The sequence below is a fragment of the Microbulbifer maximicatervae (SeqCode) genome (genome assembly GCF_052468095.1).
The window spans coordinates 2943412-2962905 of the sequence record NZ_CP174332.1 but is presented as its reverse complement, the minus strand read 5'-3'; the positions used below and the strand labels follow the sequence as shown (position 1 = coordinate 2962905).

Annotated in this window: 20 protein-coding genes; 16 read left to right on the top strand and 4 right to left on the bottom strand. The window is 44.3% G+C overall.

Annotated features, from left to right (window positions below):
* Window positions 1-98: 98 nt before the first annotated feature.
* The 3 genes from csrA to ACJJIL_RS12725 all read right to left on the bottom strand — a co-directional run bounded on the left by csrA (window position 99) and on the right by ACJJIL_RS12725 (window position 3937).
* Window positions 99-287: a carbon storage regulator CsrA gene (gene csrA, locus ACJJIL_RS12735; protein WP_445359877.1), complete on the bottom strand. Its 189-nt coding sequence runs from the start codon at window positions 285-287 to the stop codon at window positions 99-101.
* Between the two features lie 675 nt (window positions 288-962).
* Window positions 963-1559 (bottom strand): DUF4291 domain-containing protein, encoded by a 597-nt coding sequence (locus ACJJIL_RS12730; RefSeq protein ID WP_444913460.1) that lies wholly within the window; start codon window positions 1557-1559, stop codon window positions 963-965.
* 146 nt (window positions 1560-1705) lie between these two features.
* A complete protein-coding gene (locus tag ACJJIL_RS12725) occupies window positions 1706-3937 on the bottom strand; it encodes a M12 family metallopeptidase (RefSeq protein WP_445359876.1) in 2232 nt (743 codons plus the stop codon).
* A 548-nt stretch (window positions 3938-4485) separates the two neighbouring features.
* On the opposite strand from ACJJIL_RS12725, the gene ACJJIL_RS12720 reads away from it, so the two are divergent.
* The 4 genes from ACJJIL_RS12720 (at window position 4486) to ACJJIL_RS12705 (ending at window position 8446) form a co-directional block, all read left to right on the top strand.
* A complete protein-coding gene (locus tag ACJJIL_RS12720; protein ID WP_282933244.1) occupies window positions 4486-5079 on the top strand; it encodes a TetR/AcrR family transcriptional regulator in 594 nt (197 codons plus the stop codon).
* Between the two features lie 74 nt (window positions 5080-5153).
* Window positions 5154-6284: a methyltransferase gene (locus tag ACJJIL_RS12715; RefSeq protein WP_445359875.1), complete on the top strand. Its 1131-nt coding sequence runs from the start codon at window positions 5154-5156 to the stop codon at window positions 6282-6284.
* 303 nt (window positions 6285-6587) lie between these two features.
* Entirely contained in the window at window positions 6588-7412 is an 825-nt protein-coding gene (locus tag ACJJIL_RS12710) for a transporter substrate-binding domain-containing protein (RefSeq protein WP_445359874.1), read from the top strand.
* Window positions 7413-7459: 47 nt separating this feature from the next.
* Window positions 7460-8446 (top strand): SMP-30/gluconolactonase/LRE family protein, encoded by a 987-nt coding sequence (locus tag ACJJIL_RS12705; RefSeq protein ID WP_445359873.1) that lies wholly within the window; start codon window positions 7460-7462, stop codon window positions 8444-8446.
* A 6-nt stretch (window positions 8447-8452) separates the two neighbouring features.
* On the opposite strand, the gene ACJJIL_RS12700 is transcribed toward ACJJIL_RS12705, so the two are convergent.
* Window positions 8453-9835 (bottom strand): amidase family protein, encoded by a 1383-nt coding sequence (locus ACJJIL_RS12700; RefSeq protein ID WP_445359872.1) that lies wholly within the window; start codon window positions 9833-9835, stop codon window positions 8453-8455.
* Between the two features lie 180 nt (window positions 9836-10015).
* Here ACJJIL_RS12700 and ACJJIL_RS12695 point away from each other — a divergent pair, with 180 nt between their 5' ends.
* The 12 genes from ACJJIL_RS12695 to ACJJIL_RS12640 all read left to right on the top strand — a co-directional run bounded on the left by ACJJIL_RS12695 (window position 10016) and on the right by ACJJIL_RS12640 (window position 19470).
* Window positions 10016-10597 carry an HAD family hydrolase gene (locus ACJJIL_RS12695; protein ID WP_445359871.1) on the top strand — a complete coding sequence of 194 codons (582 nt, stop codon included), beginning with the start codon at window positions 10016-10018 and terminating at the stop codon, window positions 10595-10597.
* A 460-nt stretch (window positions 10598-11057) separates the two neighbouring features.
* Complete coding sequence (locus ACJJIL_RS12690) at window positions 11058-11399, top strand: hypothetical protein (protein ID WP_445359870.1); 342 nt, start codon at window positions 11058-11060, stop codon at window positions 11397-11399.
* Between the two features lie 181 nt (window positions 11400-11580).
* A complete protein-coding gene (locus ACJJIL_RS12685; protein ID WP_445359869.1) occupies window positions 11581-12945 on the top strand; it encodes an IS4 family transposase in 1365 nt (454 codons plus the stop codon).
* A 58-nt stretch (window positions 12946-13003) separates the two neighbouring features.
* On the top strand, window positions 13004-13357 hold the full coding sequence (locus ACJJIL_RS12680) for a hypothetical protein (RefSeq protein ID WP_445359868.1): 354 nt from the start codon (window positions 13004-13006) through the stop codon (window positions 13355-13357).
* 450 nt (window positions 13358-13807) lie between these two features.
* Window positions 13808-14254 (top strand): hypothetical protein, encoded by a 447-nt coding sequence (locus ACJJIL_RS12675; RefSeq protein WP_445359867.1) that lies wholly within the window; start codon window positions 13808-13810, stop codon window positions 14252-14254.
* 94 nt (window positions 14255-14348) lie between these two features.
* Window positions 14349-14885, top strand: coding sequence for a hypothetical protein (locus ACJJIL_RS12670; protein ID WP_445359866.1), 537 nt, complete (start codon window positions 14349-14351; stop codon window positions 14883-14885).
* 185 nt (window positions 14886-15070) lie between these two features.
* The gene (locus ACJJIL_RS12665) at window positions 15071-15379 is read left to right on the top strand and encodes a transposase (protein WP_445359865.1); all 309 of its coding nucleotides are present in this window, start codon (window positions 15071-15073) and stop codon (window positions 15377-15379) included.
* A gap of 8 nt (window positions 15380-15387) precedes the next feature.
* Window positions 15388-16233, top strand: a complete 846-nt coding sequence (locus ACJJIL_RS12660) for an IS3 family transposase (protein WP_445359864.1) — start codon at window positions 15388-15390, stop codon at window positions 16231-16233.
* Window positions 16234-16281: 48 nt separating this feature from the next.
* Window positions 16282-16764: a lysozyme inhibitor LprI family protein gene (locus tag ACJJIL_RS12655; RefSeq protein WP_445359863.1), complete on the top strand. Its 483-nt coding sequence runs from the start codon at window positions 16282-16284 to the stop codon at window positions 16762-16764.
* Between the two features lie 112 nt (window positions 16765-16876).
* On the top strand, window positions 16877-17209 hold the full coding sequence (locus ACJJIL_RS12650) for a hypothetical protein (protein ID WP_445359862.1): 333 nt from the start codon (window positions 16877-16879) through the stop codon (window positions 17207-17209).
* A 114-nt stretch (window positions 17210-17323) separates the two neighbouring features.
* A complete protein-coding gene (locus tag ACJJIL_RS12645) occupies window positions 17324-17911 on the top strand; it encodes a hypothetical protein (protein WP_445359861.1) in 588 nt (195 codons plus the stop codon).
* 524 nt (window positions 17912-18435) lie between these two features.
* Entirely contained in the window at window positions 18436-19470 is a 1035-nt protein-coding gene (locus tag ACJJIL_RS12640; RefSeq protein ID WP_445359737.1) for an IS481 family transposase, read from the top strand.
* Window positions 19471-19494: the final 24 nt, after the last annotated feature.

Here is a 19494-nt window from a genome sequence, read left to right as displayed (position 1 = left end):
GCTTAGTGAGTTGCTCTTTGTGGAAGAGTTGGAAAGCCTTGGCCGATAGAGCGAGGTTGAGGCCCGCTGTGGGCCCTCATTTAAGGGGAAGTTGATTCTCAGCGTTTTTTGTTGCTGAGTTTCTGCTCCCTTTGAATACGAATATAAATTTCTTCGCGGTGAACTGCTAGGGATTTGGGGGCATGGATCCCGATCTTTACTTGGTTGCCCTTAACCTTCAGTACTTTGAGTGAGATGTCTGTTCCAATTCTTAGGTTTTCACCAGTCCGACGCTTCAAGATCAACATATTTTTTCCTACTGAATTTCAAGCTATTTTTTTGGCTCCGAAACCGGAAGGCTTAGAAAGTCGTGATTGCAGGAAGGGCAGGGGGAGCGCGAGAACGGTAAGCATGAAAGAAGAAAAGGCGGGCGCTACGCTCCCAGAGCTTGGGCAATCGCTCCAAGCTACTGGATCTTCTCGACTTTATTGAAGACGAGCGGGTTTCTAGCGTACTATGCATACAGCCATCTTGATAGGTGATTTATCAATTTGGTTAGCTGGCCCCTGGTGTTGGCGCACCTTGGGTCAGCGCCTTTTACTTACTTTTACGTCACGCTACTGTTCTCCTCTGAGAAATGAGTCTTGGATTTGTTTGAATCAACAATCCTTAAAAAACTGCTTAGTAAGGCTCTAATTCCGATAAATATTCATCAATTTTACGCAGCTTTGACACTAAAACAAACTTAATAAAATCCAATAAGATCATTTTAGTGCCTATATTTTTTGTGTTTGTTTGAAAAGTCTACAGCGAGTTGTTGTATTTCCAGGGGAAAGGGTAACGCTGTTTGTCATTCTCTATATTGGTTTTTAAACTAATACCATTAGTTCAATTGAGCCCCATTTGCTGACCAAAATTTTCATCGCACTTTTCGATTTTTGGATGTGTCACAAGGGTTTAACGCTGGTATTGGCCGTGCAGGTTTACATTTCCAATTTTTCTTTTAATGAAACACTTAAGGGATATTCAGCCTCTGAGGGAAGAAGATTCTCCGCTTGCTCAAATTCTCCCGCTTTGACTAGTTGGTGAATTCTGTGGGCGCTTTCAGTTACATCAGTAATTTTCTGAATCCATTCGTTAACGTAAAGCATTACAGCTTTATTCGATAGCCCAATCTGAATAGCTCTGTGAGGAAGGGGTTCCAGATCTAGATTTCGTTCAGGGTCCCATTGAATACGGACAGGTGTAGCTCTTTTAGCTCCCAACCATGCTTCTTTCGTTGGGTATTGATCGGTTTGGTGGCTAAGCAGGCTATTCTGTAAGGCCCATTCAAATCCTTCTCTAGTGATATCTATCGCCAGAATGCGGTTTTGTCCGCTGTCTTTTTCTCCCCAACCCGAACGATACATCATCCATAGGAAAGAGGGTTTAATCCAAGTCATACGTTCCATTTTGAATGGTGGGCATACAAAAGTTCCGTTTTCTAGGGCGGAATTTGCAATGGCTGTGTTGTATGCTTGGTAGACGCGAATGGTGTGATTATTAAAGCTAGCGCGGATCTGGCGCGTTGGGATAGTCATTTCTTAACCTCTAAATACATACTGTAATGTTACAAGTGGTTAAGTTTTTAGTAAAATTCTATGCAAATTTACTCCTCAAGAGGAGTAGTAGAGTCCGATGATATAACGAAGCTCTACTACCAAATTATTAGTTAATTATTCATGCTTCAATAATCAGCACTAATCCAAACATTTTCAAAGTCGGTATAACCATAGATGGTAATATACCAAGTGCCCGATTGAGGAGCGTTCAAATCTATGGATTCATAGTTGCCCCAGTTTTCAGAAGCGTAGTCGGCATTTGATTCAGTGGCGGGTTCACCGTGCTTGATGTAGAGATCTGCATCACCAACGGAGTTGAATAGAGCTGCGCCCGTAGCTACAGAAAGCTGGGTCGCTCCTTCAGGAACTTCAATCTTAAACTCTAATTGATCTCCTGCATGGCCATTCAGGTCAGAGATAACCTCGCCGGGGATTAAAAATTCATCAGTAGATGATTCAGTAAAAGAGCCGACCAGGGATACTTGATCGAAGTCTGTATAGCCGTGGAGCATGACATGCCAGATTCCGGGAGTTGGGTTTGCTATAGCAACGGACTCCTCATTGCCACCTAAATAGGGCCGATAATCATAGACCGATTCAGTTGGTCTGCTAGCAAAACGAATATAGAGATCCGCATCGCCACTACCACCGGTTATCTCAAATGAAAGGTCGCTGGCATTTTCCGGTACTGTGATGATGTAGAACAACGATTCTCCTGCACTGGCATTAAGACCGCTGACAGGTTTCTGATTAACCAGAATATTGTCGGAATGATCAGCCAGGGTTACCGTTGCCGTTAAATCTACACCCTCGAAGGAGCGTTCGATAGGAGACAGTAATATGTACCAGCGGCCGGTTTCCGGCGAAGTGATCTCAATATCTTCAATATTACCGCTATTTTCAGAACTGAAGTCAAAATCGGCTGGGGTAGGTTGGCGATTATAGGCCACGTACATATTCATTTCACCGCCCAGTTCATCGCCTGAATTGTCAGTAATAACTGTCAGGGTTTGAGCATTTTCGGGTACGTCAATATGGAATACTTTTTCGCCTTTGCTACTTAAGTTCTCTCGCGTTTTTGATGGGAGGAGAGTTAGCTCTGCCTCCTCATCACAAACTAATGAAATACCGCCTTTAGCGGGGCTGAAGCTAATGCTCCCTTCATTAAGATAAGAATCAATTAATTCAAGCGCTTCGCAGGAGTAGACATCGAGGAGATTGTCCGTAACATCAATATCAGTTAAGAAATGTCGATCCATTACCCACTCGAATTGCGCAGTATCCAAGTAGTTGCCGGCAATATTTAACGTTTCTAGACGTTTAGGTAATTCGGGTAACTCTGTGAGGTTTTCATTAACAGCGGTTAAGTGCTTTAAGTATCGGAATACGTGAATACCTTGCAGTGACTGGATTTCCCCGTTGCCAGGAGTGCGAATTTCTTCAATGCTTGCTGCTTCCAGGCTGTCAATTTCACCATCGTTGTTTGTGTCGAAATAGGACGTCAAATATGACTTGAATGCAGGGTCAGGAATATTAATATTGACCGCGCCATAGTGGGATGCTGCTGCAACCTGGTCACCGCCGCCCAAGTCGATACGTTGGGCCATTATACGGCTGAAGTGCTCATAACCCGATTTAGGGATAATAGTCTCTTGCCCATTAACCGAAAATGCACGTGATGGATAGTGCATTACAGACAGGAAGTCATAGTTACTGTAGTTGTGGGTTTGCCGTATATCAAAATTGTGGACATACTCGGGTTTAATATTATCCTCAATGATTTCGACATATTCATCACGATCAGATCGCTGATGTTCATGCCTCATACCAATAACATGACCCAATTCATGGACAATAATGTACTTGGTATCCCAGTTGTTCATGCTGAAGAATTGCCCGCCGCCAGTCTTTCCAACCATGGAGCGGTTTTCAGTTCCGTTTCTTACGTGAACGTAGTCAGATTGATCAGTGCGTCTTAAAAATTGTAAGTCTGCAATTTCTTCCCAGACTTTGGTGGCGTCGATAAAACGCTGTTGATTTTCTTCAGTGACACTATCGTAAAAGTCGTAATATATGATTCCATCAGGCCACTTATTCGCTGATATTTCAACAGCGGACATAATGCTAACTTGACCGGAATCCTCTTGAACTGGCTCCAGCATATCTCCGGTCAGCTGGTATAGCTTGCCATCAATAATGACTTGGCTCGATTTGAGTTGCTCTTCCAATTGAGCAAACTCATTGCCGGTGTAGCTTGGTATCGTTATATCTACAGCCTGGCTGTATGCCATTGCAGACTGAAAAGTTAAAGTTAGGGTTGCTGAAATTCCCAGTGTGGTACTGGTAAATAGTTTCATTTTCATGTTCCTGCTTTGAAAATGTTTTTAAAGTTTTGCCAAACTTTTATCCATAAATAGTCGAGTAGGAGGCATGTCTGATTAACTCTGGCAACAAGTTAAATCAGGATGAATATGCCGCCGCGCGGGAGAATACCGATGTTTGGATTTGAGGTCGATAGGTGGTTTTAAGTTGATTCAGAATGCGAGATTTGATTCGTGGCATTTCTGGAAGGGCGAACTCACGAACGAGATAAAATGTAGAGGATGACTATCAATTTTCGAATGTATATCTTGGTGTTATTAGCAATACTTGTGTTCTGAATATTAGAGATCACCCAGGTGCTTTGTTAGCTGGGTAAATAGTGCCAGATCCAAATCCACTTGCTCTAAACTACGAATATCTTCGAGACAATTTCATATGAATGAGTGGGGTCGCATCCAGTTTGGGGATATAGGGCCACGTCAACCCGTCGTACAAACCCCTCAAATTGAACAACAAATAGCCTGGAAGGCAGTAGGGTACCCTGTTAGCCTCTCCTGCAAGCTAGATAGGAAGGAGCGGGCCTATGCAGGAGTCGGATGTTGCCAATCGGCTTATCGATGCGGCGCGAGAGTGCTTTTTGAACGATGAGTACCAACGGGTCACAACTCGCCAGATTGCTGCTAAGGCTGGAGTGGCGGTATCGATGATTCGATATTACTTCGGTAGCAAGGATGGCCTCTATGAAGATATGATCCGCCAAACCCTTCTGCCATTGATCGAGGCCGTAGAGCAACTCAGCCTTGATGGCGATTGGGATTTTGGAGATTTCTTTGCCCTTTACTACTCCACCATGCAAGAGAATCCCAAGTTTCCGGCTCTGATCCTGAAAGTCATGGCCCTTAATCAAGGGCCGGGGAAAAATGTGATCCGTCAGCTCCTGGAGCGGGGGCGTCAAAGGGGGTCTCGGCGGTTAGCTGAAATTAAGGGTGAAGAAGCTGAACCTGAAGACCCCAAGTATGATTTACTCAGGATTTCATTTGTCAGTTTGGCTATGTTGCCGATGTTGGCCAAACCCGTCCTGGAAGAGCAAATGGGGCACGTTATGGACCCCGATTTCTTAAAACAGCTTGCAGAGTTTAATGGCCGACTTCTGAAGTCAGGTTTGCAAAGCTTATAGCGATAAGGCCTCAGCAAGTTGAGGCCGGTCTCTTATATCTATTTTTAATCAGATGTTATTTCTGAGGAGTTCTTATGCCCCAGTCAATGCAAAGAAATAGGGCCGTAAATTGGGTCTTTAAACGCGCTTCTAATATGATTAATAGTATTTGTAATATTCCTAATGCTCTGATGCCGCCGCCATTTCGAGTAATGCAAATTGGATCGCTATTTTGGCAGTCTAGATGTCTGTATACGGCTGTCCGATTAAATATAGCTGATCATATTAACGGTGAAGTCGTTCCGGTAGAAAAACTGGCAAATGATTGTAATGCAGATAAAGAGCATCTATATCGATTGATGAGGATGTTGTGTGCAATGGGGATTTTTAAGGAGGTAAAAGCAAGGCACTTTTCGCACAATCGAAACTCTGAAGTGTTGCGCAGTGATGCCAGTAACAGCGTAAGAAGTATGGTGCTCATGCATAACTCCCCAGAATTCAGCAAGCCCTGGTTTAATGGGTTTGAAGACCATATTAAAGATGGGAGTGTGCCTTTTGAAGGTGTTTATGATCAGGAAATGTTTGATTATATGAATGATCATCAATCTGTTAGCACGCTGTTTTCGGACGCTATGGATACCGTTGATAATCTTACCGGGCTACAGTATTTACAAGATTTTGATTGGAGCAGGTTTGATAGAATTATTGACTTGGGTGGGGCAAAAGGCAGCAAAAGTGCGAGTGTCCTCTCTTCATATAAAAACATAACGGCGATGGTGGTCGACAGGAATAATGTTGAGGGGACGGCAAGAGAGTACTGGAAAAACTCACTGAGTGATACAGTTGAAGAGCGATTGGACTTCTTCCCAGCAGATATTATTAACGATAGACTGCCGGTAGCTAATAGTGATAAGGATATCTACTTGTGTACGGCCGTTTTTCACTTGCTGAATGACAGTAAGGCAAAGCGACTCCTCAATAATATTTACTCTGCCATGCAAGGGCAAAATGCTACGCTCGCCATTGTTGACGCAGTATTACCTGAGAAGGGCGCAGACCTTAATTTGGCTGCCATGGACATGCAGATGTTGATGGGAACTCGTGGGCGGGAGCGAACTTTGAGTGAATGGAACCAACTCTTTAGTGATAGTCCTTTCTACTTGGTGGAGACAGTCTCCGTGCGTACCTTTGCAAAACTGATGGTGTTGAAAAAGAGAAAGGGTTAGGTGCTATGCAGTAAGTGGGTGTCAACAAGCGCAATGTTAGTAATTATGAAAATGAAAGCACATTGCGCTTATTGTATTGGTGGCACGAATAGTCCGTTTGTCAATTATAGATACGCCAGCAAGCCAATATCCGTAGTAGCTTAAAGTGCAGTATCACCTGTATTGGTTTTATATACGCCTATATTTACCTATAGCCTCTTTCTGCTAGTCGACTAAGGTTTCGGCCTTTGGTGTCTCAGTGGATATTACAGAATTACTTAGGGGGCTCTGAGCCAATATATTTGAATTTACTGGATCTTAGCTATGTATCTAGTGTCCCGTCTAATAGGCAGCTTGCTAGTTTTATCGGTTATTTATGTGGGGTATGTTTGGGCTGATCTTGAGGACCGAGAGCTTGTTGCTGGGGTTACTTATGATATTCCAGGATTGGCGTATAGAGAACCCTCTTCTGGCGCTATAGAAGGCTTTGAGCCTGACCTGGTTAGGGCAATTGGGGAGAAGTTATTTGGCGGCCCTGGTTATATAAGGCTAACCCGTGTGCTGGATGAGGATCGTATAAAGGCACTTGAAGACGGAAGAGTGGATATGGTGGTATCCCAGTTTACCATCACTCCAGAGCGCGAAGAAAAAGTGGACTTTTCGATTCCTTATTACGTCACAGGGGAGGGGTTACTGGTCCATAAAGATAGCGATATTGAGAGCTTTATTGATCTGGAAGGTAAGATAATTGCTGTTACTAAAGGCTCACTTTCCCTGAAAAGAATGCGTGTTGTCCTACCGTCATTGGAGGGGGCAAGATTGGTTGTAGCGCCCACAAGCTCAGCGACCTTAGAGGCTGTTCAAAGTGGAAATGCTGATGCTGCCTCCAATGACATTATCAACCTGGTACTTTTGCGTAAAGCATCAGCTTATCCGACTTTATATCGTCTGGTGAATATTAGTGGAGACTTCCCGCCAAAGCCCTTTGGTATCGGTGTTAAGAAAGGGAATAAGGAACTGCTCGAGCGACTAAATGCTGCTCTAGAAAGCCTAAAGGAGAGTGGGGAGATCAATAGAATGCTGGATAAGGCCGTTTCCAGTGTGGGTTCAGAGAATGACCCTGATGATACCTTCAGCGGCTCACAGTAGAGTAGTCGCTGAACTATCCGTACAGATAAAGTCTAATTAGGGGCGATATGACTACTAAATCCCCCAGTGCCTTCTTTTCTTTGCTTTTCAGCTCAGTCCTTTTCTTGGCTATTACTTACAACAATTATCTACTGGGGAATTCCCCGATGCAGGCTACCCATTCGATCTTGGTGGAAACGGATGCACATGAAGGGCTTGTTTATGTACCCTCCCAGAAACGTCTCTACTTCACCAGTGTTCCAGATTTAGAGATTGAGAATCCACAGATAGCGATCCGTTACTACGACTTTATTACTGGCGAAGTTGTAACCTGGAAACACCGAAGCAATATGGCAAACAGCATGTGGCTTAGCAATGACGGTGAACATTTACTGGTTGCAGAGCAGGGGAAAGGAGCAACCCCGGGCGCTATCAGCCGCAGAAGCCTTTCAGGCGGGCAACGAGAAGTGCTAGTAGATGCCTATAAAGGTAAGCCATTTAATTCACCCAATAAAGTTGTACAGTCACCCTCTGGCTGGATCTACTTCACCGATCCAGATTATGGCTACAACCAAGGCTTCAAGCCTGAGCCAATGTTAACGCCAGCTGTCTATGCTTTTGATCCTTCAACAAAAAAGTTAATTCGCTTGTCAGCGGAGTACATGATGCCTCATGGGTTGGCAATCTCCCCAATAGGCAACCAAATCTATATTGGTGATACTGCAGCTATCGATGGAAAGAATCCTTACAACCCCAAAAAAACAAAAGACATTTATGTAAGCGCTTTGCCATCCCCGGAAAAATTGGAAGGGAAGCAATGGGTGTTGTCGGTACCAGTAGGGATTCCTGATGGTTTTATTGTTACTGGCCCCAAAAATGATCTGTGGGTGGCGGCAGGTGACGGACTGCGACACTATCGAGAGAACGGCTCCCTGGTTAATCTTTACCCTGTTCCCGGCGGTGTATATAGCGTAGCAACTGACGGTAAAGCAATTTACTCATCAAGTAATACCGCTATATGGAAGACAATTCCCCGAGGGGAAGAGGGGGGATAGTTCCTCTTACTTTTGGAGTGTTATTACCTGTTCGATCTGTCTAGCTACGGCAAGTAGTGCCAAATCCGCTCCGGGTAACCCATCTATCTCCAGGCCCACCGGTAATCCATTGGTACTTGGCCCGATGGGGATGCTGATGCTCGGGGCACCGGTAACTGGTGCGGAGACATTGTTGTATATCAGTGTGTCCAGGGTGGGGAGTGTCTGTCCATTTAGCTCCAGTTGATATGAGGATGTTTCCAGGGGTTGCGCTTCGATAGGCGCAGTTGGAAATACGATCGCGTCCAGTTGATGCTGCTGGATGATCTTCGAATAGCTCTCGTGCACAGCAGGCAATTTCTTTAAGGCCGCTTGATAAGCTGAGTCTGGCGGCGCCTTAGGGCCGAGCACTGATTCCTGATAGACCTCTTTCACATCCTCACTTTTGATCATTGCTACCAAACCCTCTAGTTGAGTTTGTGGTTGATAATTCGCCAGAAAATGCCCCATGGCAGTCCGCATCTGATGAAACCCGATGGGAAATCCGATTTCGAGAGCGGCGCTGACTATTGGCGAAAGGTCTACTTCTACCAGGTCTACTCCGGCATCAATAAGGGTACTTATTAGAGCCCTGAAAGACTGGCTTACTCCATGTGAGAGGTTGTCAAATAGAGGGTGGGCAAGCCCCAAGCGCAACTGATTGATTGGTTTGCATTGGGGTACGGAGACCCCTGTCATCACTTCAAACAGATAGATGGTATCTTCGACACTAACAGCCATAGGGCCGACTGTGTCAAATGCTGGCACAGAGGGTACGATTCCTTGGCTGCTAAGGCTGCCAGTTGAAGGGCGAAAGCCAACAATACCAGTTAACGCCGCCGGTAATCTGACGGAGCCGGCGGTATCGGTGCCGAGGCCAGCGGGCACAATCCCCGCGGCTACAGCAACAGCGGTGCCCCCCGATGAACCGCCGGGGAAGCAAGCGATGTCCCACGGATTCCTTACGGCACCAAATGCAGCGTTATTGGAGGTTACGCCAAAGGCGAGTTCATGTAGATTGGTCTTCCCAACCACTATGGCCCCACATCCCTCGAGTCGCTCAACTACTGGGGCAGAGGACTTCGGCAGAAAGTTCATGCCAAGGGTCCCAGCAGTGGTATGCATACCCTTTACATTGATGTTGTCTTTAACAACGATGGGGATACCGGCAAGGGGCCTACGGTGGCTACCGGAGGCCAATTCCCTGTCAATGCATTTGGCTTTTTGAAGGGCGCCATGCCGATCGAGGCAGATGAAAGCATTGAGTTCGGAATGAGCAACTGCATTGTCACAAGCTTCTTCAATCAGTGATACTGCGCTAATCTTTCTTGCGAGCACCATCTCCACAAGCTCATGAAGGGAAGTCGTCATAGTTTGCTTACTAGCTTCTGATTGTACTTGGGATCTTAGATCATAGAGAGGAAGAAAGTAGGACGATAAGAATGATATTGGTTAATTTGATAGCACTAGCCTTGGTCTCACCGAGGTGTATCTGATGGTGAGGAGTGAGCAGCGCGTTTCTGGCCGTTGAAAATATGAGGGTTATGGGTTTTGAAAGTTGATGTATTACTGTTTGATCTCGGCGGCGTACTAATAGAGCTAAAAGGCCGTCCATTACCAACCGGTAAAGCGCCTGTGACTGATGTCATTATCTCCGGTCCGGTAAGGCAGTTTGAGAGAGGAGAAATCACCACGGAAGAATTTGCAAACGCTTTAAAATCTCAATTGGAAATAGAGGAATCGATAGAGACTATTATCGATCATTTCACAAACTGGCCTGCTGGATTCTATCCAGGAGCAATTGAATTACTCAGTTCTCTAGAGAAAAACTACAAAGTGGCCGCATTGACAAATACCAATGAACTTCACTGGCCACGCATCACTCATGAATTTAATGCACATAACTATTTGGGCAGAATATTCGCTTCCCACCTTATAGGTATGGCAAAGCCCGATGAAGCATTTTTCAAGCATGCGCTTGAGCAGCTGGAAGTCGAAGCCAGTAGTGTTGTGTATATGGATGATATCTCTAGAAACGTAGAGGTGGCGAATAAGGTGGGTATGACTGCGTTTCATACCAAGGGTTTTGATTCGGTGTTGGAAGTGATAGAACGTTTAAATATTCAAAAATAGATTTTTGGCAGTAAGAAAGGTTAGAGGTATAACAGATTATTGTGTAGAGGTAGTTTCTTGGCCTTTAAAATCTACTTAAGCCATCCAGACATGCCTGCCCTCAACTTGCTCCCTCTTTCTGAATATTAATTTTCAGGAGCTTGCTCACGGTTAAGCTCATTTGAATGTTGGTCAGATTATAATTTACGCCAGTTGGTAAGTGCCAGCTTGGAGAAATATGATCATGATGAGTGTTATTTCTGGGTTCGGCTGAAAGTTTGTGGAAAACACTTAAAAATTATGGGGTTACGTGAGTAGGGTGAAATTGAGATAGTAGTCATAGTGATCGTTTTTCCATTTGGTACAATGGTCCTGAAGGATGGATAACATATTGATTTTGCTTGGGTTTTGTGTGTTTTTTCGTTAGATTGATTCCAGGATAATAGTGATCAGAATGATTACTATATAAATGTTACATGCCATGAGTATGCTGAAAGATTTATCAGGTAAAACAGTCACCGTTTCAAACGGTCACCTTAGCTACGAAATATTTGATGCTAAATCGGAGTTCGTTCCTGTATTAGGCGAGCTTCTGCAAAACCAATTTGGGTATTTGTCTGTTGGCTCACCAGCTATTGGGCTCAGTGAGGTGGTGGCTGAAATTGAGCTAAATGGCACTAAGTTAGGTTTAGGCTGGGATAACTGGTCTGGAGCTTATGTTATGGCTTATTGTGAGAGCGGAGATTCATTAATAAAAACAATCGCCAGCTATTTAAGTGATGAGCTAGAGCAACCAAAGTACCGAAGATATGCAAGCATGTAATAAGTTGCTCAAGTTCACTCCGGCCGCAAAAGGCGCGGCCTCCGCGGGACAGCCTACACTGCGTTTCGGCTACCCCTTAGCAAGGCGCTAAGTTTTATACACAAGTTTTTTCAGTTTTATTATAAAAATCAATGAGTTACAGTTTGTACGTTATAGGGGCTACAAATTTGGCTGGATAATTATGCAGGACTGGGTCAGGGACGAAGTGAAAAATCAGGTTATGGGTGATACACGATTGAATAAGCGCTTGTCCAATATTCTCAGTAATTTAAGTTCCGACCCAAAGGGTAGCATTCCCTGTGCAAACAAGTCTTGGGCAGAAACCTTTGCAGCCTATCGATTTATCGAAAATGATAAAGTCAGCTTTGACTCCATTATGAGTGGCCATAAATCAGCCACTCTTGAAAGAATCAAGGTTCAACCAGTTGTTCTTATCCCTCAGGATACCACTTTCCTAAATTTTGCTACCGATTTAGAAAGCAAAGAAATGGGAACACTCCGACGCAAAGAGACTAATCAGCAGCTCCTACATACGTCTATCGCTATAACACCATCCAGAGATAATCTGGGTATTATTGAGGGTAGCATGTGGCAGCGAGATAAAGAATCTAGTGCTAATTCTCGCTATACCAAGTCGATACAAGATAAAGAGAGTCGACGCTGGCTAGACCATTATGAATCAGCTTGTGAGATACAAGAGCGCTGCCCTGAAACCACGATTGTGAGCATCGCGGATAGAGAGGGGGATATTCATGAGTGGTTTCAATTAGCTGAAGATCAAAATGAACAGCGGCGTGCAAGCTATATTATTCGAGCCAAGGCTAATCGTAGTTTAGAGATCGAAGGAGAAGATACGACTTTACTTTGGGACTATATGACCAAGCAGAAGTCCATCGGGAAATACTCAGTAGGTATCCCCAAAAGGAATGGACAGCCAGAAAGGGAAGCTAAGGTCAGTGTATCCATTGCAGAAGTAAGATTGCAGGGAAAAGGAAAATCAAAACGACCTCTTTCTCTCTACGCAGTCTTTGCTAAGGAATTAAGCCCACCAGAAGGGGAAAAAGGTATTGAATGGATGCTGCTGACCGATCTTGCAGTTGAGGACTTTAAGCAAGCGAGGATCATTATTGAGTGGTATCGAAGTCGATGGGAAATTGAAACCTATTTCCGAGTGGTGAAAGGCGGATGCCAGATAGAAAGTAATCGCTTTAGAACCGAGCAGCGAATGCTGAACTGTATTGCAATCTATATGATTATTGGGTGGCGTCTACACTCCATGACAACACGGGCACGAACGCTTCCTGATACGTCGTGTACGAAAGTCTACTCTGAAAAAGAGTGGCGTATGATATGGATAATGCAAGCTAAAACCTCCCCACCAAATGAAGCTCCAAGTATGAGAGATATAACTCGTATGTTGGCAGGACTTGGAGGCTTTCTGGGGCGGAGCGGCGATGGTGAGCCTGGAGTTAAAACCGTTTGGCAGGGGTACACTAAACTTCTCCATTATATGGAGGCAGCAGAGGCTTTAAATGAACTTAAATGATGTGTATAAAACACAGGCAAGGCGTTATGCTTTAGTTCGAAATAGAGAGATTTGAAACATGGCAGAAGTGGCCAAAAAAATAGTGTGCTTTTTGAGTATCACGATTCTTTGTTCGAGTTCAATTGCCAGGGTCAATATTTCACATCAATCTCTAGTTGATGCAGATATACAAAATGCTTGTGACGAAAAATATAATGTCGAGAAAGATATACTGAAGTGTATTTCGGAAAAGTACGAAGCTAGCGACAGTATAAAGTTAGATTATCCTGATGCTAGCGTGTATGAAGTGGATTTTTCTGGTTTTGGCACTGGATGGGTTTTGACGCCATCTATTGCTAAGAAAATTCTGATAATCGAAATTGGTGATAACTACCTATATGCCAGTTCAATCTACAACTTGGAAACATGCTGAAATAATAACAATCCAATAATCGTTCTTGAGATCTTGGAAACAAAAAATAATCAGGTCCATGACTGTAATAATTGCCTAACAAAAATGCGATATTTCGTATATGATCTTAGGAAGCTAGATGAACAGCCGATGATTATAGATCTAAGCTACAACTTTACGAATTTGACTATATTTGGGCCGATGAGGAGCCATGATATGGTTTTCGACCAGAAAAGCTTAGTTTGGGACGAAATGCGATCTACGTTTACTGTCAATGGGCGAGAGATGAGTGAAAAGAAATCATCTTTAATTGAGTTAACATATGACGGTGACAGCTGGGCGACAACTGTCGGTAAGAAATAGCATAACAAGGTGATGATGTTCGTTCCGCCCCTATGGGGCTCCACCGGACGGTCGCCGCTTCGCAGCGCCCACCGCATATCACGGCGTTAGAAGTACGAAGGAGAATTCGTGGGGCATCATATAGAAGCAATTGTAGCCAAAGGCGATATCGATGCAGAGCTACTAAGGAAATTCGAGTTGCCGTGTGTCAACCATGAGGGGGTCTCGATCGTAGGTCTAAATGCAGGGCATTCAGATCATTGGGCAGAAAAACTGTTAATGTCAAATGAAAGTAATGGGAAAATTGTTTTAAACTGCCCTGTTACCCATTATTTTGCTAAAGAGCTGGGCTTAAAGAGGTATGCAATTATTTTTACCGACTACTTTGGTGGTATCGGTAAGCAATACGCTGCGGTGTATTCTGATAGTAAAGTTGTAATGGAAGAAACTGAAGGCGGTATTAACCAAGCATTAAGAAATATTGGTGTATTCAAGAAAAGAGATCTAGACGAGTTTGATACGATCTGTCTTGGTCGCTACAGGTCATTTGATGAGCACTTTGCACAATACTTCTAACAAGTTTGTCAAACACCGCTACACACCTTCGGTGCTCCGCTGGACTCGCTCTTGCGTCGCTCGCCGTTTACAAAAGCGTTAGGGCAATTGGTAGATGAACGTATTTAAGAGGTTAGAAGAGCTCAGTAATGATGGTAGCTTCTACCTGAAGGCCTTTGATTTGAGTTTTCAACCATTTGAAGTAGAAAGTGATCTTTCTATCTTTAGTGCTCTAGCTACTGAGCTTGAAACCGAACATGCAGGTTATGGAACTCTGCTACTTGATGTGAATTGGCGTTCGCACTTAATTGCATGTATGTGCCTCATTGTCTCGGAGAATAAGTCGCACCTGGAAGAGCTAAAGAACCGCTTCAAAAATGGTAGTATGGTTAGCCCACAAATTGCTGTTGCAATGGCTCGCCTTCATTTCAGGGAAATGATGGACTTTTTTCCCAGCTATATAAATGGCGGGCATGGGCCGGAGTCTTCTACCCAGATAGGGGCGGCACTAGTACTCTTGCAATCGATGTTCGTGCGTGAATTCACGTTTCCAAAATCACAGCTGAACATCGAGCGTTTCTACTTAGGGCTGTCGGTTGCACAGCATCATTCTGGGTTTTGGCTTAAGCATAGAGGCAGTGCCCGGGGTTAGCCCTAACAAAGCGCTGCAAGGCGACGTCTTACTTTGTGCACTTTATGCGCAGTCGCTTTGCTCCTATTTTCGCGCATAAAGCGCCCAAAGTAAGCCGCCTCTGAGCGCGGCGTTAAATGGAAGACTTACCCACGTTTAGTAGACACCCTGTATAGTTAGGTTGAGGCCTAACACGGAGGTGTATCATGGGTAAGAAAAGAACTCAGGCGTATACGGAGGAGTTCCGTAGAGAAGCAGTTAAGAGAGCGGAAAAGCCTGGAGTAACAATGGCTTCTGTGGCAAGAGAACTAGGCGTCAGCGCACATAAGATCTACAACTGGCGTCGTCAATTTAATCGACTGTCTGATAAGCAGTTCAATAGTTTAGACGGTGTCGACTATTCCAAACAGGAAAGCGCTGAAGTTCGCAAGCTCAAGAAGGAGCTGCATGAAGCTCGTCAGGAGGTTGAGTTTCTAAAAAAGGCAGCTGCGTACTTTGCGAACCACCAAGAGTAAAGTACGCATTGATACAAGAGCATGTAGGGTCATTCCCGGTTAGCTTGATGTGTCGGTGTTTAGAAGTCTCAAGATCGGGTTATTATCGATGGCGGGGGCGATTGCCATCTGCTCGCACGATTAGAAAGACACGAACAATCGAGAAAATCCGAGAGACGTTTGTTGAGTTTAAAGATCGTTATGGCGCGCCTAGAATTGCCTGCGAGCTTCAAGAGTTAGGTGAGCCATGCTCGCGGAACTACGTCGCTAAGCTTATGCAACAGGAGCATATTAAAGCGAGAAACGGCAAAGGCTTTCGATATAGTCAGCCCGTAGAGAGGAATATCAATGTCGCCGCTAACCTACTTAAGCGTTGCTTCGATGTGGATCGACCAAATTGCCGCTGGACCAGTGACATTACGTATATATGGGTTCTGGAACGGTGGTTGTACCTCGCGGTAGTTATGGATCTGTACTCTCGACGTATTGTAGGTTGGGCATTTGACTCGCAGATGACCGGTGAATTGACACGTCGAGCATTGAAAATGGCTTTAGAGCAACGACCAATAAAGCCTGGACTAATAGTTCACTCTGACAGGGGTGTGCAATATCGATCGCAGAAATACCAGGATCTCTTGTCTGAAAGCAAGTGCAAGCCGAGCATGAGTCGCCAGGCTAACTGTTGGGCTAATGCGGCAATGGAATCATTCTTTAGCAGGCTAAAAGTCGAGCTGGTCTATGCCGGAACATTCGAAAGCGAAGAGCAAGCAAAATCTGAGGTGTTTGAATACATTGAGATTTTCTACAATAGGGTTCGTAGGCACTCTGCATTGGGCTATGTAAGTCCAGCAGAGTATGAGCGAAAATACGCATAGTTAGAGTGTCTACTTTTTGTGGGCAAGACCAGGCATAGGGAGAGAGAATTGAGATTTATAATAGCCATACTACTATCTTTACCAACAATTGCGTATTGCCAACAAATAGGTGATGAATGTGAGCGGCACCAGATTGAAGGCAATTTAGTATGTATCGATGGTGTTCTTAAAAATCCGTGTGACTATGCAACAAGACATGAAACTTCGATGTGTCTGAAAATAAAAAGAGATGAAGCTGAGAAACAGCTTCAAGAAGCATATGAAGCGGCTTTATCTTTGATTGAAGATGATAATGGAAAACATAAGCCAAAGAGCAGCTTTGTCGAAGCCCAAATAAAGTGGGAAGAGTTTAGAGAAGCCATGTGTAACTATGAAGATAATTCACAGCATCTAAGGTTTGGTCAGGGTATAGGGATGAACTGCATCATATCAATGGCTAATTTTCGTACTGACGCGCTTAAAAAACATGCAATATATCTAAAATCATTACAGTGTGGCTCACCAGAATGTCACAAATTTCATAACTGGTAAGTAGCCTTAATAAGCAGCAGCACGGTCGCCCGCGAAAAACGCGGGCTGGACGGCCTACACTGCGCTTCGGCCGCCCGTGTGCTGGGCGTTATGCACTCTTACGGAGTATAAGTTGAAAAATTTACTTCCAATAATTTTGGCTTTATCTGTCCATTCTACATGGGCAGAAGATTTATGCCTTGTAAACGAAAATGTCGAACCTGATATGAGAATGCCCGAATCATATTTCACCAAGGACCGAGCGGCAGAGGCATCCAAAAAGACACAAGGGATTGTTACGGGTACAGACAAGGTTTATGAATGGATTACTGTGCCTAACTCACTAAAGCTAATTGAAGGGTATGTTCTTAGACGTGATGCCTTAAACAGCCAAGGCACTATGCGTGAATATCATGTTTCACAGTTCTGTTCATTTATGCAATCTGAAGCATGGTGGTATGACTAAGTGCATAACAAGCGGCTGTTGTCGCCCCTGTGGGGCTGGGACGGCCTTTCCGCTGCTTCGCAGCTACAAGTTCTCCCCAAAGCCGGACATTAGGCCACATAAGGAGATATTGAGGTGAAGAAGGTCATTTATATCTTGCTTTCTTTGTTTTATGGAAATGCTGAAGCAAGTAGCGAAGACATTGATATTTTACTCAAAAATGTAACAGAAAGAGAGGGGCTAAGGAAGGCGCAGATAGAGAGAATTTTAGACACGTATGATCTGGAGAAATGGATTTTTACCAGCCGAGTTGTAGTTGATGAAAACGCAATTCGCCCTTCAAGTCATCCCGTATTAACTTTCAATGTTAAGCGTATCGGAAGTGATGAATCCTTTCTTGCTAGCTTTTTGCATGAGCAAATTCATTGGTTTGAAGAAAAAAACAAAACACAAGTAAATACGGCCATTGAAGACTTGAAGAAAATATATCCAGATGTTCCTAAAAAGCGTCCAGACGGAGCAAGAGATGAGTACTCTACCTATTTGCACTTGATAGTATGCTATTTAGAGTATGATGGGTTGCGTCAAAATATAGGAGATGAAAGAGCAACAGAGATCATCTCTAAGAACTCCGAATATTTTTACAAATGGATTTATAAAACTGTGCTAAATGACGGAGACGCTATTCGCAAAGTAATCGAGGCGCATACACTTCGCATATAGATTGCCGGCCTAGCTAGGCAATGCAGCCGACGTTATGTATCCATATGATTCTTCCAGAACATTATAAATTCGTTAGCGCATTCAGTTCTTTAGCAACGGGATTCTTGTGCTCGCGCTATGGATCTGAAGATGCCTTCGAAAAGATAAAGGAAATGGCTCCAGGCTATTCGGACTCAGAGTATCGCGATGCGGTAAGCGCTGCGATACAGCTGACCCGTTTAGCTAAGGAGACATTCGATAAGTTTGTACCTGGAGACTATTCTACGATTGATTATGATAGTTATCTAAGGGCAGCCGATTCGCTGATAACAAACTACGAACACCATGTAAAACGAGATGTTCTAAATATCATGATACAAAATTCACTTCGCTAAGTGAGAAAACATAACAAGTGACTATGGTTGTTCGTCAAGTTATTAAGTGGATTAGTTCAGACCAAATCTGACACATTCCCTTGAAAAAGAGGGGTTTACCGGTTTTGATGAAGGTGCCTAAACCTAAAAGCAAAACCAAGGATAAACCCCATGATCCATACTAATGATCGCATCATCAAACACAAGACCGGATTGCTAAATCTGGCAGAAGAACTCGGCAATATCTCCAAAGCTTGCAAGATGCTGGGTGTGTCGAGAGACACTTTCTATCGCTATAAGGAAGCCGTTTCAAGTGGCGGCGTGGACGCCCTTCTTGAGAAGAACCGGCGCGTGCCCAACCACAAGAACCGTGTTGACACAGCCATTGAAGAGGCAGTGTTAACTTATGCCGTCCAAGAGCCTGCCCACGGGCAGGTTCGAGTTTCCAATGAGCTGCGCAAACGCGGTGTATTTGTGTCCCCTAGTGGTGTTCGGAGTATCTGGTTACGGCACGACCTTGCTAACTTCAAATTGCGATTAAAGGCACTTGAGGCCAAGGTGGCTGAGGAGGGACTGATCCTTACAGAGTCACAGGTTCAAGCTTTAGAGAGAAAACGTCATGATGATGAAGCCTGTGGTGAAATTGATACTCAACACCCAGGTTATCTGGGCTCGCAGGATACCTTCTATGTAGGAACCTTTAAGGGCGTCGGACGTGTTTACCAACAAACCTATGTCGATACCTATGCAAAGGTGGCTCATTGCAAGCTGTATACCACCAAAACGCCAATCACTGCGGCAGACCTTCTGAATGATCGTGTACTGCCATTTTATGCCATGCATGATCTGCCAGTGCTGCGTATCCTAACTGATCGTGGTACTGAATATTGTGGCAAGTTGGAGCAGCACGACTACCAGCTATATCTGAGTGTGAACGAAATAGAACACACGAAGACAAAAGCCAGGCATCCGCAAACAAATGGGATCTGTGAGCGCTTTCATAAAACTATTTTACAAGAGTTCTATCAACCTTCATTACGCCGCAAGATCTATGGATCAATAGAGGACTTGCAAAAGGATCTAGACGAATGGCTCACATATTACAATAATGAGAGAACCCACCAGGGTAAGAAGTGTTGCGGTCGAACTCCGATGGCAACTCTTGAAGATGGAAAAAGTATTTGGAAGGAAAAGCTCGTAAGCTGAATTTGACCTGACAGAGCACCTCCT

Coding starts and splice junctions, on each gene's coding strand:
- csrA (WP_445359877.1), bottom strand. CDS start 287: ATGTTGATCTTGAAGCGTCGGACTGGTGAAAACCTAAGAATTGGAACA.
- ACJJIL_RS12730 (WP_444913460.1), bottom strand. CDS start 1,559: ATGACTATCCCAACGCGCCAGATCCGCGCTAGCTTTAATAATCACACC.
- ACJJIL_RS12725 (WP_445359876.1), bottom strand. CDS start 3,937: ATGAAACTATTTACCAGTACCACACTGGGAATTTCAGCAACCCTAACT.
- ACJJIL_RS12720 (WP_282933244.1), top strand. CDS start 4,486: ATGCAGGAGTCGGATGTTGCCAATCGGCTTATCGATGCGGCGCGAGAG.
- ACJJIL_RS12715 (WP_445359875.1), top strand. CDS start 5,154: ATGCCCCAGTCAATGCAAAGAAATAGGGCCGTAAATTGGGTCTTTAAA.
- ACJJIL_RS12710 (WP_445359874.1), top strand. CDS start 6,588: ATGTATCTAGTGTCCCGTCTAATAGGCAGCTTGCTAGTTTTATCGGTT.
- ACJJIL_RS12705 (WP_445359873.1), top strand. CDS start 7,460: ATGACTACTAAATCCCCCAGTGCCTTCTTTTCTTTGCTTTTCAGCTCA.
- ACJJIL_RS12700 (WP_445359872.1), bottom strand. CDS start 9,835: ATGACGACTTCCCTTCATGAGCTTGTGGAGATGGTGCTCGCAAGAAAG.
- ACJJIL_RS12690 (WP_445359870.1), top strand. CDS start 11,058: ATGAGTATGCTGAAAGATTTATCAGGTAAAACAGTCACCGTTTCAAAC.
- ACJJIL_RS12685 (WP_445359869.1), top strand. CDS start 11,581: ATGCAGGACTGGGTCAGGGACGAAGTGAAAAATCAGGTTATGGGTGAT.
- ACJJIL_RS12680 (WP_445359868.1), top strand. CDS start 13,004: ATGGCAGAAGTGGCCAAAAAAATAGTGTGCTTTTTGAGTATCACGATT.
- ACJJIL_RS12670 (WP_445359866.1), top strand. CDS start 14,349: ATGAACGTATTTAAGAGGTTAGAAGAGCTCAGTAATGATGGTAGCTTC.
- ACJJIL_RS12665 (WP_445359865.1), top strand. CDS start 15,071: ATGGGTAAGAAAAGAACTCAGGCGTATACGGAGGAGTTCCGTAGAGAA.
- ACJJIL_RS12640 (WP_445359737.1), top strand. CDS start 18,436: ATGATCCATACTAATGATCGCATCATCAAACACAAGACCGGATTGCTA.